Origin of the sequence: Streptomyces sp. NPDC090021 (genome assembly GCF_044748225.1) — a bacterium.
GTDB lineage: Bacteria > Actinomycetota > Actinomycetes > Streptomycetales > Streptomycetaceae > Streptomyces.
In genome coordinates, this window is the sequence record NZ_JBIVFO010000079.1 from 1 (window position 1) to 13,728 (window position 13,728).

The 13,728-nt window shown below is 73.9% G+C and carries 14 protein-coding genes and 2 tRNA genes; 7 read left to right on the plus strand and 9 right to left on the minus strand.

Translation table 11 applies throughout. From position 1 onward, the window contains the following. Positions 1 to 129: 129 nt before the first annotated feature. Positions 130 to 531: a DUF1992 domain-containing protein gene (locus ACIPXC_RS34515; RefSeq protein ID WP_401626325.1), complete on the plus strand. Its 402-nt coding sequence runs from the start codon at positions 130 to 132 to the stop codon at positions 529 to 531. A gap of 3 nt (positions 532 to 534) precedes the next feature. Here ACIPXC_RS34515 and ACIPXC_RS34520 read toward each other — a convergent pair whose 3' ends face one another. Then, on the minus strand, positions 535 to 1,095 hold the full coding sequence (locus ACIPXC_RS34520) for an HIT family protein (RefSeq protein WP_401626328.1): 561 nt from the start codon (positions 1,093 to 1,095) through the stop codon (positions 535 to 537). Positions 1,096 to 1,166: 71 nt separating this feature from the next. Then, positions 1,167 to 3,143 carry a threonine--tRNA ligase gene (gene thrS / locus ACIPXC_RS34525; RefSeq protein ID WP_401626330.1) on the minus strand — a complete coding sequence of 659 codons (1,977 nt, stop codon included), beginning with the start codon at positions 3,141 to 3,143 and terminating at the stop codon, positions 1,167 to 1,169. 788 nt (positions 3,144 to 3,931) lie between these two features. Here thrS and ACIPXC_RS34530 point away from each other — a divergent pair. Further along, positions 3,932 to 4,474 (plus strand): GNAT family N-acetyltransferase, encoded by a 543-nt coding sequence (locus ACIPXC_RS34530; protein ID WP_401626332.1) that lies wholly within the window; start codon positions 3,932 to 3,934, stop codon positions 4,472 to 4,474. Here ACIPXC_RS34530 and ACIPXC_RS34535 read toward each other — a convergent pair. Together ACIPXC_RS34535 and ACIPXC_RS34540 are read right to left on the minus strand one after the other, a co-directional pair. Continuing rightward, complete coding sequence (locus tag ACIPXC_RS34535) at positions 4,416 to 5,660, minus strand: hypothetical protein (RefSeq protein WP_401626335.1); 1,245 nt, start codon at positions 5,658 to 5,660, stop codon at positions 4,416 to 4,418. The two genes, ACIPXC_RS34530 and ACIPXC_RS34535, sit on opposite strands and share 59 nt — an antisense overlap. Further along, positions 5,660 to 6,274: a DUF4365 domain-containing protein gene (locus ACIPXC_RS34540; RefSeq protein WP_030963318.1), complete on the minus strand. Its 615-nt coding sequence runs from the start codon at positions 6,272 to 6,274 to the stop codon at positions 5,660 to 5,662. The genes ACIPXC_RS34535 and ACIPXC_RS34540 overlap by 1 nt, the downstream gene beginning before the upstream one ends. A gap of 222 nt (positions 6,275 to 6,496) precedes the next feature. On the opposite strand from ACIPXC_RS34540, the gene ACIPXC_RS34545 reads away from it, so the two are divergent. Next, positions 6,497 to 7,222, plus strand: a complete 726-nt coding sequence (locus ACIPXC_RS34545; protein ID WP_030963316.1) for a 3'-5' exonuclease — start codon at positions 6,497 to 6,499, stop codon at positions 7,220 to 7,222. Positions 7,223 to 7,354: 132 nt separating this feature from the next. Here the strand turns inward: ACIPXC_RS34545 and ACIPXC_RS34550 are convergent. After that, a tRNA-Val gene (locus ACIPXC_RS34550) sits at positions 7,355 to 7,426 on the minus strand. A gap of 139 nt (positions 7,427 to 7,565) precedes the next feature. Here ACIPXC_RS34550 and ACIPXC_RS34555 point away from each other — a divergent pair. Continuing rightward, the gene (locus tag ACIPXC_RS34555) at positions 7,566 to 9,917 is read left to right on the plus strand and encodes an SCO7613 C-terminal domain-containing membrane protein (protein ID WP_401626339.1); all 2,352 of its coding nucleotides are present in this window, start codon (positions 7,566 to 7,568) and stop codon (positions 9,915 to 9,917) included. Positions 9,918 to 9,986: 69 nt separating this feature from the next. On the opposite strand, the gene ACIPXC_RS34560 is transcribed toward ACIPXC_RS34555, so the two are convergent. Then, positions 9,987 to 10,058 (minus strand) — tRNA-Val (locus tag ACIPXC_RS34560). Between the two features lie 46 nt (positions 10,059 to 10,104). After that, positions 10,105 to 10,611, minus strand: a complete 507-nt coding sequence (locus ACIPXC_RS34565) for a TIGR02611 family protein (RefSeq protein ID WP_401626342.1) — start codon at positions 10,609 to 10,611, stop codon at positions 10,105 to 10,107. A 176-nt stretch (positions 10,612 to 10,787) separates the two neighbouring features. On the opposite strand from ACIPXC_RS34565, the gene ACIPXC_RS34570 reads away from it, so the two are divergent. Then, on the plus strand, positions 10,788 to 11,201 hold the full coding sequence (locus tag ACIPXC_RS34570) for an SsgA family sporulation/cell division regulator (protein WP_030011909.1): 414 nt from the start codon (positions 10,788 to 10,790) through the stop codon (positions 11,199 to 11,201). A 198-nt stretch (positions 11,202 to 11,399) separates the two neighbouring features. After that, complete coding sequence (locus ACIPXC_RS34575; protein ID WP_401626345.1) at positions 11,400 to 12,020, plus strand: CGNR zinc finger domain-containing protein; 621 nt, start codon at positions 11,400 to 11,402, stop codon at positions 12,018 to 12,020. On the opposite strand, the gene ACIPXC_RS34580 is transcribed toward ACIPXC_RS34575, so the two are convergent. Beyond that, a complete protein-coding gene (locus ACIPXC_RS34580) occupies positions 11,961 to 12,134 on the minus strand; it encodes a hypothetical protein (protein ID WP_401626348.1) in 174 nt (57 codons plus the stop codon). The two genes, ACIPXC_RS34575 and ACIPXC_RS34580, sit on opposite strands and share 60 nt — an antisense overlap. Positions 12,135 to 12,318: 184 nt before the next feature. Next, complete coding sequence (locus tag ACIPXC_RS34585) at positions 12,319 to 12,759, minus strand: hypothetical protein (RefSeq protein WP_401626350.1); 441 nt, start codon at positions 12,757 to 12,759, stop codon at positions 12,319 to 12,321. A 206-nt stretch (positions 12,760 to 12,965) separates the two neighbouring features. On the opposite strand from ACIPXC_RS34585, the gene ACIPXC_RS34590 reads away from it, so the two are divergent. Further along, complete coding sequence (locus ACIPXC_RS34590; protein WP_401626353.1) at positions 12,966 to 13,460, plus strand: DsbA family protein; 495 nt, start codon at positions 12,966 to 12,968, stop codon at positions 13,458 to 13,460. The last annotated feature ends 268 nt before the right edge of the window (positions 13,461 to 13,728 follow it).

Genomic DNA, 13,728 nt, shown 5'->3' on the forward strand with positions numbered 1-13,728 from the left:
CCTCGTAGCGGAGCTACTAGGACATTCGGCTCGTGCGCCGAGGGTGCGTGCCGGGCGTCGCGACGCCGCGGGGCAACTCAATACAGGCCCTAGGGTGGAGGGACGAGGAGACGGCCCGAGGAGGCAACCGTGACCGAGCGCAAACCGCCTGGCGTGGACTTCGAGTCCTTCGTGGACCGGCAGATCAGGCAGGCCACCGCACGCGGCGACTTCAAGGAGCTGCCCGGCTTCGGCAAGCCGATGGCCTCGCTCGATGCCCCGTACGACGAGCTGTGGTGGATCCGGGACAAGATGCACCGGGAGGGCTTCGCCGCCCTCCCGCCTGCGCTCGCGCTGCGCAAGGAGGCCGAGGACGCCCGCGGGGCGGCTGCGGCGGCGCGCACGGAGCGCGAGGCGCGGGCCCTGCTCACCGAGGTGAACGAGAAGATCCGGGCGGCCCTGCGGATGCCCCCGCCGGGCCCTCCCCTGAACCTGAGGGAGTTCGACGTCGAGGCCGAGCTGCGGGCCCGGCGCGCGGGGCGCGCCTCGTAGGGTTCAGCCCTGGGGCCAGGCGTCGGCGAGCATCTGGCGCGTATCCGCCAGGAGTTGGGGCAGCACCTTGGTGTGACCGACCACCGGCATGAAGTTCGTGTCGCCGCCCCAGCGGGGCACGATGTGCTGGTGCAGGTGGGCGGCGATGCCGGCGCCGGCCGCCGCGCCCTGGTTCATGCCGATGTTGAAGCCGTGGGCACCCGAGGCCTTGCGGAGCGCCGTCATCGCCCGCTTCGTGAGGTCGGCCAGCTCGGCCGTCTCCGGGGCGTCGAGCTCGGTGTAGTCGGCGACGTGCCGGTAGGGGACCACCATCAGGTGGCCGCCGTTGTACGGGTAGAGGTTCAGCACGGCGTACACGTGCTCGCCCCGTGCCACGACCAGGCCGTCCTGGTCGGACATCTCCGGAATCCCGCAGAAGGGGCAGCCGTCCCCGGCCTCCGGGCCGGTCGGCTTGTTCTCCCCTTGGATGTAGGCCATCCGGTGGGGCGTCCACAGCCGCTGGAACGCGTCCTGCGTGCCGACCCCGATCTGCTGCTCCGGCTCAGTCGTCATGGCATGCAGCATATGACCTTGCCCGTGCGGACGAGGAAGGCCCCCGGAAAGTGATCACTTTCCGGGGGCCCGCACCGTACGGATCAGACCTGGACGCGGTCCGCGACGACCTTCGCCAGCTTGGCCAGCGCCTCGTCCTTGGGGATGCCGTTCTCCTGCGAACCGTCGCGGTAGCGGAAGGAGACGGTGCCCGCGGCCATGTCCTCGTCACCGACGATGATCATGAACGGGACCTTGAGCTTCTGGTGGTTGCGGATCTTCTTCTGCATTCGGTCGGAGGAGGCGTCCACCTCCACCCGCAGGCCCTGCTTCTTCGCCGCGGCGGCGAACTCCTGCAGGTACTCGACGTGCCCGTCGCCGATCGGGATGCCGACGGCCTGGACCGGGGCCAGCCACGGCGGCATGGCACCCGCGTAGTGCTCCAGGAGCACGGCGAAGAACCGCTCGATCGAGCCGAACAGGGCACGGTGGATCATGACCGGCCGCTGGCGGGAGCCGTCCGGGGCGGTGTACTCCAGGTTGAAGCGCTCCGGCAGGTTGAAGTCCAGCTGCACGGTCGACATCTGCCAGGTGCGGCCGATGGCGTCGCGTGCCTGCACGGAGATCTTCGGACCGTAGAAGGCGGCGCCGCCCGGGTCGGGGGTCAGCGGGAGGCCCTGCTTCTCGGCGACCTGCTGGAGGACCGCGGTGGCCTCCTCCCAGACCTCGTCCGAGCCGACGAACTTCTCCGGGTCCTTGGTGGACAGCTCCAGGTAGAAGTCGGTCAGACCGTAGTCGCGCAGCAGGTTCAGCACGAAGGTGAGGGTGCGGTCGAGCTCCTCCGCCATCTGCTCACGGGTGCAGTAGATGTGCGCGTCGTCCTGGGTGAAGCCGCGGGCACGGGTCAGGCCGTGCACGACGCCGGACTTCTCGTACCGGTACACGGTGCCGAACTCGAACAGGCGCAGCGGCAGCTCGCGGTAGGAGCGGCCGCGCGCGTCGAAGATCAGGTTGTGCATCGGGCAGTTCATGGGCTTGAGGTAGTAGTCGGTACCACCGTCGAGCTGCATGGGGGGGTACATGCCCTCCGCGTACCAGTCCAGGTGCCCGCTCTTCTCGAAGAGGGCGCCCTTGGTGGCGTGCGGCGAGTAGACGAACTCGTAGCCCTCCTCCTCGTGCCGGCGGCGCGAGTAGTCCTCCATGACCCGGCGGATGATGCCGCCGCGCGGGTGGAAGACGGCGAGGCCGGAGCCGATCTCGTCCGGGATGGAGAAGAGGTCGAGCTCGTTGCCGAGCTTGCGGTGGTCGCGCTTCTCGGCCTCGGCGAGGAAGTCGAGGTGGGCCTTCAGCTCCTCCTTCGACGGCCACGCGGTGCCGTAGATGCGCTGGAGCATCGGGTTCTTCTCGCTGCCGCGCCAGTACGCGGCGGCGTTGCGCATGAGCTTGAACGCCGGGATGGTGCGGGTGGTGGGCAGGTGGGGACCGCGGCAGAGGTCCTTCCAGCACAGCTCGCCGGTCTTGGCGTCCAGGTTGTCGTAGATGGTCAGCTCACCGCCGCCCACCTCGACGTTCGCGCCGTCGTCGGTGGACGCGGAGCCCTTGATGCCGATGAGCTCCAGCTTGTACGGCTCGTCCGCGAGCTCCTCGCGGGCCGCCTCGTCGGTGACGACGCGGCGGGAGAAGCGCTGGCCGCGCTTCTGGATCTCCTGCATCTTCTTCTCGACGGCCTTGAGGTCCTCCGGGGTGAAGGGCCGGGCCACGTCGAAGTCGTAGTAGAAGCCGTCCCGGACCGGCGGGCCGATGCCGAGCTTGGCCTCGGGGAACAGCTCCTGCACGGCCTGCGCCATCACGTGCGCGGTCGAGTGGCGCAGGATGTTGAGGCCGTCCTCGGAGGAGATCTCCACCGGCTCGACGGTCTCGCCGTCCCGCACCTCGTAGGCGAGGTCCTTGAGCTCGCCCGCGACCCGGGCGGCGACGATGGTGCGCTCGCCGGCGAAGAGCTCCGCCGCCGTAGTGCCCGTGGCCACCACGCGCTCGTCCCGCTCGGAATCGCGTTGGATGATCACACGGACGTCTGACACCGGTCACTCCTGACTCAGGGGATGCGCGAGCGAACGCCGCGCGCGTGAATCGTACCGAGCCGAGTGGCTGCGCCGCTAAACGGTTACTCCCGGGCTCCGCCCGGCCCCCGTCCCTTCCCCTGGACAGCCGCAGGCGGCGCGTGCGGCGGGGCCCGAGGCACGGCACGGCCCGGGCTCCGGCCGGACGCGGGCAACCGCAGGCGGGGCGTGGGCCGGGGTCCCCCCGGGACCTCTCCTCGGCTCGCGAACCCTGGCGGGACCGGCCCGCCGCTCAGCGGTGGGTTCGCTCGGCCTGCGGGGAGATCCCGGTGCGCCCCCACCCCACCCGAAACCCCGGCCGGACCCGGGCTCCGGCCCGGCGCGGGCTCCGGCCCGGCGCGGGCTCCGGCCCGGCGCGGGCTCCGGCCCGGCGCGGGCTCCGGCCCGGCGCGGGCTCCGGCCCGGCGCGGGCAACCGCAGGCGGGGCGCGGGGCGGGGTCCCCCGGGGCGTGGAAACCCCGGCCGTGGGGTGGGGACGCTCCGGGGCGTCCCCGCAGGTCGAGCGAACCCACCACCGGGTGACAGGCCGGTCGCGCTCGGGGTTCGCGAGCCGAGCAGACGCCCCCGGAGGGGTGCCGCCCCGCACCGAAGCCACCGCCGCGCCCCGCAGGCGCGGGCCGCCCGTCCGAAGCCCCGCCGCCACCCGCGAAGCCCCGGAGGGGTGCCGCGTCCGCCGGTGGGAAATTCGGTGGCGCCCGCGGAGGGTGCCGGTAGCGTGAGGGGCCGCCCCAGCCCCCGGAGGGACCCGTATGCCGAGCCCGCAGATCCGCCGCCTGGACCTGGCCGACGACGCCACCGCCGTCGCCGTGCACCGGATCGGCCGGGCCGCGTACGCCGTCGAGGCGGAGCTGATCGGCTTCGACGGGATCCCCGCCCTGCGCGAGAGCCTCGCCGAGATGCGCGCGCAGGCACTGCACTGGGTCGGGGCCGTCTCCGGGGACGGGGAGCTGGCCGGGTTCCTCGCCTGGGAGGAGGAACCGCACGACGGCACCAGCACCGGCACCGGGATCGGCACAGGCGTCTCCATCGACCGGCTCTGCGTGGCTCCCGCCTTCTTCCGCCGGGGCGTCGCCTCCCTGCTGCTGGGCCACGCCCTGGCCGAGCTCTTCCCCGGCCGCCCGGTCCGGGTGACCACCGGAGCGGCCAACACCCCGGCCGTCCGGCTCTACGAGGCGCTCGGCTTCACCCGCGGCCCGGACTTCTCCCCCGCCCCCGGTCTGGTCATGGCCTCCTTCAGTCGTCCGACGGCAGCACGTCCGCAGGGTCGAGGGACTCGTCCAGGGACTTCATGAGGCGGTCCCGCTCGACCTCGTCCAGCGGGACGGGGCTCACGTCCGTGGCATCGGTGAGCCGGCGGAAGCCGCCCCGGCGCTGCAGCCGTCCGCTGATCCGGATCGGCAGGCCCACCAGGTGCGCGTGGCCGGCCACCCGGTACGCCTCCTCGTCGAGCGCGGCGCGTACGTACGGGACCTCCGCCCCGGCCAGGACCCGCAGCCGCACCGTGCCCCCGCCTCCCGGGGCCGAGCGCCGCATCCGGACCACCGCCCCCGCGACCCGCACCTGTACGGCCGGCTCGTCGCGGGTGTAGCGCGCGGCCGCCTCCCGCAGGACCGGCAGGTCGCCCGGGGAGAACTCCACCGGCTCCGGCCGGGCCGCGCAGCCCGCCGGGACCCCCGCCGCCGGCGCCCAGGCGAGTGCGACACGGGCGCCCTCCGAGCCCCGCACCAGCGCGATCAGCGCCTCGGCGAGCTCCCGGCTGACCCCTGCCGCGACGGCGGCGTCGAAGGCCTCCATCCCGCCGGTGGCCCGCTGGTAGTCCACGGCCTCGCGGGCCGCGTGCAGCGCGTGGTGCAACCGCGTCACGGTGCCCCGCCCACCGTCCACCGGCACGTACGCGCTCAGCTGCCGGCCGCCCGGCTGCGGCCCCACCAGGACCGCGTCCAGGACCCGTTCGGCCTGCGCGCGGTGCCGGGCGCCGTAGTAGCCGGCCCTGGCCCGGGCCGCGAGCGCCCCCGCCAGCAGCAGTTGCCGGGCGGCCGAGCGCAGTTGCTCCTGCGCCGTCCAGGCCGCTTCGCCGCCGAGCCCGTACGCCCCCGGCGGGACCTCCCGCTCCCAGCGGATCTCGTCACTGGGCACGCTCAGCCCGTAGAGCACCTCCCGCGCCGACGGGAGCGTGCTGCGCGACAGCGCGGTCAGCGCCTCCTCCAGCAGGTCGGTGCAGTCGGGGAAGGCGCGGTTCTCGGGGACGAGCACGCTGGTGCCGTCCTGCCCGGGCGGTGTCCAGCGCCCGTACCGCCCGGCGGCGCCGCCGCGGCGCAGCCAGCCGTGCCGGTGCAGCAGGGCGCCGAGCACGGCGGGGTCGACCTGCCCGGGATCGGGCGCGGCGGAGCGCGGGAAGCCGGGGAAGTCGGGGAAGTGCCCGGGACTCCCGTGGTCCGGCGGCAGCAGCGGTTCGAGGCTCGGCGGGTGCCAGTGCATCAGGGTGTCCCTCCCGACCCGACCCGGGTCATGATCTCGCACAGCGCCCGGTCGTCGAAGATCCGCGCGGTGGGGATCCGTACGGTGGTCCGGCGCCTGCCGGTCACGGGGTGTCCGGCGAGATTGGTCCAGTAGCAGCAGTGCCGCAGGTCGAGCCGGTCGTGTCCGGCGGCGAGCCACTGGTCGCGCTCCCGCGGGACGAGCATCACGACGAGGATCTTGTGGACGGCGACCGGGGTGCGGGCCAGCTTCACCAGGTGCTCGTTGTCGAGGGTGAAGGCGAAGGTGGGCCCGGGCGGCCGGGGTGGTACCTGGTAGGTCGCCTTCAACTGCACCTTGACGGTGACCTCGTCGTCGACGACGTGCTCGGGGGCGCCGTGACTGACGTGCCAGTCGACGCCGTTGTCGGGGAAGGGCTGGGACAGCGAGCAGCCGGCCGCGGCGGCGACGGCGTGCAGGTATCCCACCTGGAGGGTCTCCATGCATGCGGTGGTGGCGAGTGTGCCGCGCAGCGGTACGGCCCGCGTCCCGTCCGGTGCGCCTGCACCGGTACCGGTCCGCGGATCGATCTGCCCCGCCAGCACCCCGCCCGGTTCGGGCTGTGCGAGCGCCATGGCCGGCTCCCCGTGCCTTCCGGGCTCTGCTCCGGGTGGTGGGTGGGGTGACGACCGGTCATGTGCGCGGTCCCCCATGGTTGTTGTCTCCGCACCCGGGTCGCCGCAAACGGCGTACGGAACAAACAGCCCGGGTATCACCGATTCGGGCAGGGGCGGCACGTTCCGAGGCGGCGGCGCCCGGCTGCACCCCAACTGCCGACCGGGGACGAGGAGTTCGCCATGACACGCTGGTACGAGGGCCCGCTGGCCGCATTCGACACGGAGACCACCGGGGTGGACGTGGAGCAGGACCGGATCGTGTCCGCCGCGCTCATCGTGCAGGAGTGCGCGGGCGGCCGGGTCCGCACGACGCGTTGGCTGGTCAATCCCGGCGTTCCGGTGCCCCCCGGCGCGACGGAAGTGCACGGCCTGACCGACGAGCACCTGCAGCGTCACGGGCGCTGGCCGGCGCCGGTGGTGGAGGAGATAGCCCGTGCGCTCGGGGAGCAGCAGGTCGCGGGCCGGCCGGTGGTGGTGATGAACGCTCCGTTCGACCTGACGCTGCTGGACCGGGAGTTGCGCCGGCACCGGGCGTCGTCGTTGTCGCGGTACCTGGACAACCGGCCTCTGACGGTGCTGGATCCGCGGGTGCTGGACAAGCATCTGGACCGGTACCGCAAGGGCCGCCGGACGCTGACGGACCTGTGCGCGCACTACGGGATCGACCTGGAGGGCGCGCACGACGCGGCGGCGGACGCCATGGCCTCGCTGGAGCTCGTACGGGCGGTGGGCCGCCGGTTCGCCTCGCGGCTGGAACGGCTGACGCCGGCCGAACTGCACACGCTCCAGGCGGTGTGGCACGCGGCGCAGGCGCGCGGCCTCCAGGCCTGGTTCGCGCGGCAGGGGACCCCGGAGGCGGTGGACCCGCACTGGCCGCTGCGACCGGACCTGTCGGCGGCGGCCTAGGTGCTGCGGCCGTAGGGGTTTGCCGTGTCCGGGCGTCGCGACCCGGCGGACCTCTGCGGTCACCGCCCCGGGACGGCGCGGCCCCGGACATGCGGAAGGCCGGCCCGTCATCGACGGACCGGCCTGACCCGGTGGGCGATACTGGGATCGAACCAGTGACCCCTTCGGTGTGAACGAAGTGCTCTCCCGCTGAGCTAATCGCCCGGGAACGCACTGAACAATACAGAAGCCTCGGGGCTGGTTCAAACCGCTTCCCCCGCCGGGCTCCGGCCGGGGGTACTCAGTGCGTACTTGAGTACCCCCGCCCATGTCCTGACCGGGTGACGGGGGCCACACTCCGCATATGAACTCGCCTCTGCCGCCGGCCGAAGAGCTGGCGCTCATCGACCGTGAGCTGGCCCAACTCGATGCCCGGCGCCTGTACTTGCTGGGCCGCCGGGACTGGCTGCTGCGTCTGCTCCAGCAGTCGGGCGCGGCGGCGGTCCGCTGGGGACCCGCCCCGTCCGGCCCGTCCGGCCCGCCCGCCCGGTCCGCCGGACCCGCGAAGGAGGCTTCGGCCCCCAGCGCGCAGAACGTGCTCCTCACGCTGGGCGCGGTGCTGCTGGCCGTGGCCGCGCTGGCGTTCACGCTGGTCAGCTGGGGATCCATGGGGATCGCCGGGCGCTCGGCGGTGCTGGCCGTGGTGACGGCGGCGGCGCTGGCCGCACCCGTGGTGCTGCTGCGCCGCGGGCTGCGGTCGACGGCGGAGTCGGTGGCCGCGGTGGGTCTGCTGCTGACGGTGCTCGACGCGTACGCGCTGTACGCGGTCGGCATGCCGGACACGGACGGCACCGGGTACGCGGCCGGCGCGGCGGCGGTGCTGGCGGCGGTGTGGGCCGGGTACGGGTCGGCGCTGCGCACGCTGCGGCTCCCGCTGCCGGCGGCGGTGGCCGCGGCGCAGCTGCCGCTGCCGCTGGCGGCGGTCGCCGGGGAGGCGGGCCCGCTGGGGCTCGGCTGGGCGCTGCTGGTGACGGCGGCGCTGGACGCGGCGCTGGCGCCGCGGGTCCGCGCGGCGGCGGTCCCGGCTGCCGTGCTGGGCTCGGCGGCACTGCTCGTCGGGGCGGGCCGCTCGTGGTCGGCGGAGTCGGCGGCGCAGGCCCTGGCTCCGGCGGCACTGCTGCTGGCGGGTGCGGCGCTGGGTACGGCGGCGGCCCGGCGGGAACCGCGCGCCTGGGCGGCCGCGCTGGTGGGTGCCGTGGCGGCGGTGGTGGCGGTGGCCGGTGTGGCCCGGCCGGAGCTGGAGCCGGGCTGGGCGGTGGTGGCGCACCTGCTGGTGGGTCTGCCGCTGCTGGCGGCGCTGCGGGTGCCCGCGCTGCCGGAGGCGGTCCGGCGCGGGTCGGTCCTGGCCGGTGCGACGGTGGGCGCCCTGGGCGCTCTGGCGGCGGGTGCGGCGGTGGTGCCGGTGCTGGTGGCCCGGCTCCGGGTGCTGGACGAGGTGTGGGCGGCGACCGCCCCGGTGGCGGATCCGTACGGTCCGGGGGCGTCGGCCGCGGTCGCGCTGCTGATGACGGCGGGGGCGGCGGGGTGGCTGTCGCGGGTGTCGGCGCGGCCCGAGTCCGCGGTCGTGGCGGTGGTCCTGGCCTGGGCGGCCCTGTTCACGGCGCCGGTGCTGCTGGGGCTGCCGGTGGCGGTGGTGTTCGCCGTGCAGCTCGCGGTGACGGGGGCGGCGGGGGTACTGACCCTGCGTCCCCCGTCGCGGGGGGCCGGGATCGCTGCGGCGGTGTGCGCGCTGGCGGGGGCCGCGAACGTGTCTCTCGGCGCACTGGACGGCCGCGCGGCGACCTTCGCGGTGTGGGGGCTGCTGGGGGCGGGCTGCGCCGCGGGAGCGGCGTACGGGCCTGCGGCGCGGTGGGCCCGGTCGGGGGCGGCCGTGTGCGCGGTCGGCTACGGGACGGGGCTGCTGGTGGCCGCGGCCGCGGTGTCGGACCTGGCGGTGGTCTGGTGGGCGCTGCCGGTCCTCGCGGTGCCGGCGTCGGTGGCGGCGCTCGGGGCGCGGCTGGGTGCCGTACGGCTGCCGGCGGAGATCGCGGCGGGGGTGTCGGGTGTCCTGGCGCTGGTCCTGTCCGCGGGGCGGCCGGGGACGCTGGCGCTGGCCCTGGCGCTGGCCGGGGTGGTCTGCGCAGGCGCCGCGGTGCGGCCGGAGCGGCGGGTGCTGGGCTGGGCCGCGGGTGCGCTGTTCGTGGCGGCGACGTGGGTGCGGCTGGCGGAGGCCGCGGTGACGGCGCCGGAGGCCTACACCCTGCCGGTCACGCTACCCGCCCTCGCGGTGGGCTTCCTGCGGCGGCGCCGGGACGCGCGGGCCTCGTCGTGGACGGCGTACGGACCGGGTCTGGCGGCGACGCTGGTGCCGAGCCTGCTGGCGGCCTGGGGGGACACGGGCTGGGTGCGCCCGCTGGTGCTGGGCGCGGCGGCCCTGGCGGTGACGCTGACGGGTGCGCACCGGCGGCTCCAGGCGCCGCTGCTGCTGGGCGGCGCGGTGCTGGCGGCGGTGGCGGTGCACGAGCTGGCGCCGTACGTGGTGCAGGTCGCGGGAGCGCTGCCGCGCTGGGTGCCGCCGGCCCTGACGGGCGTGCTGCTGCTGGCGGTGGGGGCGACGTACGAGAAGCGCCTGCGGGAGGCCCGCAGGCTGCGGGCCGCGATCGGGCGGCTGCGGTAGGGCGGCCGCGGCAGGGCGGGAACGCCAGAGGCCCGGAGACGGTGAATGTCTCCGGGCCTCTGGTCCGGGTGGGCGATACTGGGTTCGAACCAGTGACCCCTTCGGTGTGAACGAAGTGCTCTCCCACTGAGCTAATCGCCCGGACGCACCGCAAACATTACCCCATGTCAGCGGTGCTCTTTGACCATCACTGGTCCTTGAGGTCCCAGGGCAGGACGAGCCCGTACTTCCACAGGTAGAAGCCGATCAGGGCGCCCGCGATGACGAGGCCCGTGGTGGTCAGGATGATGTTGCGGCGGCGCACCTCCGGGTCGAGCGCCTTCTGGGCGGCCTCGGTGACCTTGCGCTTGGTCCAGCGCAGCACGAGGTGGGCCCAGGCGAACTCGGTGGCCCAGATCGCCAGGCCCGCGAAGATCGCCACCCAGCCCGGGCCGGGCAGGACGAGCATGGCGGCGCCCGCGACGATCACCGCGAGGCCGACGACGAAGACGCCGACCTGCCAGCTGAGGTGCAGGGTCCTGCGCGCCTTGATGAAGGCGGGCGCCTTCGAGACGTGCGGCGTCTCCTCCGCCGCGTCCGCAGAGGCCTCTGCGGCGGCCTGCGCGGTGGTGCGCGTGGCGGATTCCGTGGCGGATTCCGTGGCGGTGTCGCCGGCGGCGGACTCGTTCGTTCCGCGGTCACTCCCCGTATTCATGGGTCGAATCTACCCGAGCCCGAAGCACACGGGAACGATGGTTTGGATCCGCCGTCCGAGGGACCCAGAGGTCCGCAAAACGGTCAGAGGGGTTTACAACGACACCGTAGGTGGCATGTCGATTTCGCCGACGTGCGAATCCCCGAGCGCACACTGAGCGAAAGGCCCTGGCGCTTATGAACACCACGGTCAGCTGCGAGCTGCACCTGCGCCTCGTTGTGTCGAGCGAGTCCTCACTGCCTGTTCCCGCGGGCCTGCGGTATGACACGGCCGACCCCTACGCCGTGCACGCCACCTTCCACACCGGCGCCGAGGAGACGGTCGAATGGGTGTTCGCCCGCGACCTCCTCGCGGAGGGCCTCCACCGGCCCACCGGTACCGGCGACGTCCGCGTCTGGCCCTCCCGCAGTCACGGTCAGGGCGTCGTCTGCATCGCCCTGAGCTCACCGGAGGGAGAAGCGCTTCTCGAAGCACCCGCCCGAGCCCTGGAGTCGTTCCTCAAGCGGACGGACGCCGCGGTCCCACCCGGGACCGAGCACCGGCACTTCGACCTCGACAAGGAGCTCTCCCACATCCTGGCCGAAAGCTGAGCCAGGCTCACGGCCGCTCGACACCGTCCGACTCGGGGCGACGGTGCGGAGCGGACAACCACATACGCCTGCGCCGGCGCTGTTCCCGCGGAAGCCACCCGCGAGGATGGCGCCTGTGTGCTGCGCGGGGACCGGCTATTGTCGGGCGGCATCGGCGGCGCGCCCGTCGCCGCAGGCCCGGCCCCCGAGGGAGACACCGTGCAGATCCCACACGACACCCGTCGCGCGCTCGACGTCGTCGTCGCGCTGGTGAACACCGCGGCCGAACCGGACCAGCCCGACGGGCTCTCGGACATCGGCGCGCTGCGCGGCTTCGTCCAGGAGTACTCGATCAGCGACGTCGGCGAGCTCGGCGCCCGTGATCTGGCCGGCGTCCGGACCGTGCGATCGAAGTTCGCCCAGGTCTTCGCGGCGCCCACCGCCCGCGCCGCGTCCGTGCTGATCAACGAGCTCGTGGCGACCGCGGGCACCACCCCGCAGCTGACCGACCACGACGGCTACGACTGGCACGTGCACTACTTCGCGCCCGGCGCGTCGGTGGGCGACCACCTGGCGGCCGACGGCGGCATGGCCCTGGCCTTCATCGTGGTCTCCGGCGAGCAGGAGCGGCTGCGCCGCTGCGAGGCCCCCGACTGCCGGCGCGCCTTCGTGGACCTCTCGCGCAACCGCTCCCGGCGCTACTGCGACAGCCGGACCTGCGGGAACCGGCTGCACGTGGCGGCGTACCGGGCCCGCCGCAAGGAGGCCGACGCGGGACCCTCAGAGCAGGAAGAGGTCGTGCACGGCGGCAAGCAGCAGCAGGATCCCGATCACCGCTAGGAAGATCATCAGGGGCGGCTGGGAGAGCGCGAACAGGCAGCCTCGCGGCTCGTCGGCGACGGGGTCGGGTACCGCGACGGGCACCGCGGGTTCACTCTGCGATGTCTCGAACATGTCGCGCCGATGATGGCGCAGCGCGCCGCCCCGCACCCCTCAACACGCCAACACTCGCGCGGCAGTTCGCTCGATCTCGTGGACGTGTCGCGATCACGCTCCCGCCACCCCGCCCGCCGTGCTTCGCGCCGCCCGGCGCCGCACGCCGAGGCCGCCCCCGCGGCGCGCGCCGCGGACGCGGCGGTCAGATGCCGTGCTTCTTGAGGATGGCCTCGATGTCGGAGAAGTCGTCCTCGGGGGTGGCGGACGGCCGGTCACCGCGGGGCGGGGCGGCCGTGCCCAGGGAGGGCTTGGAGGCGGCCGGGGCGACGGAGTCCGCGGACGCGCCCGCCTTCACCTGCTTCTTCGCGGGCTTCCCGGACCCGCCCGGGCTGCGCCGCTCGACGGCTCGGGTGGTGAAGAGGATCAGCCAGGACAGCCCCAGCAGCCCGAAGCCGATCCAGACCGTCGGATTGAAGACGATGCCGGTCAGCCACTCCACGACACCCGTCATCACGAGGCCGACGGGCACCAGCGAGTAGGCGGCGATCCGCGCGGCGGCCAGGAACCGCCTGCGGTAGGCGGTCACCACGGCGATGCCCAGGCCCGCCGCGGACACCGCGGAGCAAATGGTCTCGGCAAGCATGCGGTCCTCCGGACTGTCGGCGGCGGAGGGGTGTGTCCCGTCCTTTCCCTCCATCGTGCACCGTCCGCCGCCGCAGCGGCCAGGCTCCGCGCCTCCCCCGCGCCCATCTCCGGGAGATCTGGGGCATCCCCGGACAACCCCCTAGGGGTCGGCCTCCCCCCGAGGTGCCGGTCGGTGGGGCGGGTGGGGGCTGGGAGACTGTCCGTATGACCGATTCCGTGATCCTCGACGTCTGGTGCGACCTGCAGTGCCCGGACTGCCACCGCGCCCTGGACGACGTACGCGCCCTGCGGGCCCGCTACGGCGACCGGCTGGACATCCGGCTGCGCCACTTCCCCCTGGAGAAGCACAAGCACGCCTTCGCCGCCGCGCAGGCCACCGAGGAGGCCGCCGAGCAGGGGCAGGGCTGGCCCTACGCGGAGGCCCTGCTGGCCCGTACCGCGGAACTGGCCGAGCGGGGTGAGCCGGTGCTGCTGGACGTGGCCCGCGGCCTGGGCCTGGACGTCGAGGAGTTCGACACCGCCCTGATCGACGGACGGCACATCCTGATCGTCGACGCCGACCAGGCCGAGGGCAAGGCCATCGGGGTGACCGGCACGCCGACGTACGTGATCGACGGTGAGCGTCTGGACGGCGGCAAGGGCCAGGAGGGCCTGCGCGCCCGCATCGAGGAGATCGTCGACCGCCTCCTGACCGCCTGACCCGCACGCCTCCCAGTGCTGTGACCGGAAGGGTTCACCGCCTCACGACGCGCGGTACGGCACCTCGCCGCGTTGTCGGACCACGGAAGTACGTCCAGTACGAGCCGCGGCCCTCCGCCTTGCGATGCACCGCACCGGACGCCGCGAGACGGCAAACCTTTCCGGCCACAGCACTAGTAGGGCTTGGTCAGGTTGGTGTTGTTGGTGCGTGTCCTGTGGGTGCGGTGTGTCGTTGAGGGCATGTGACGCCGGAGGAAATGGCATGTGT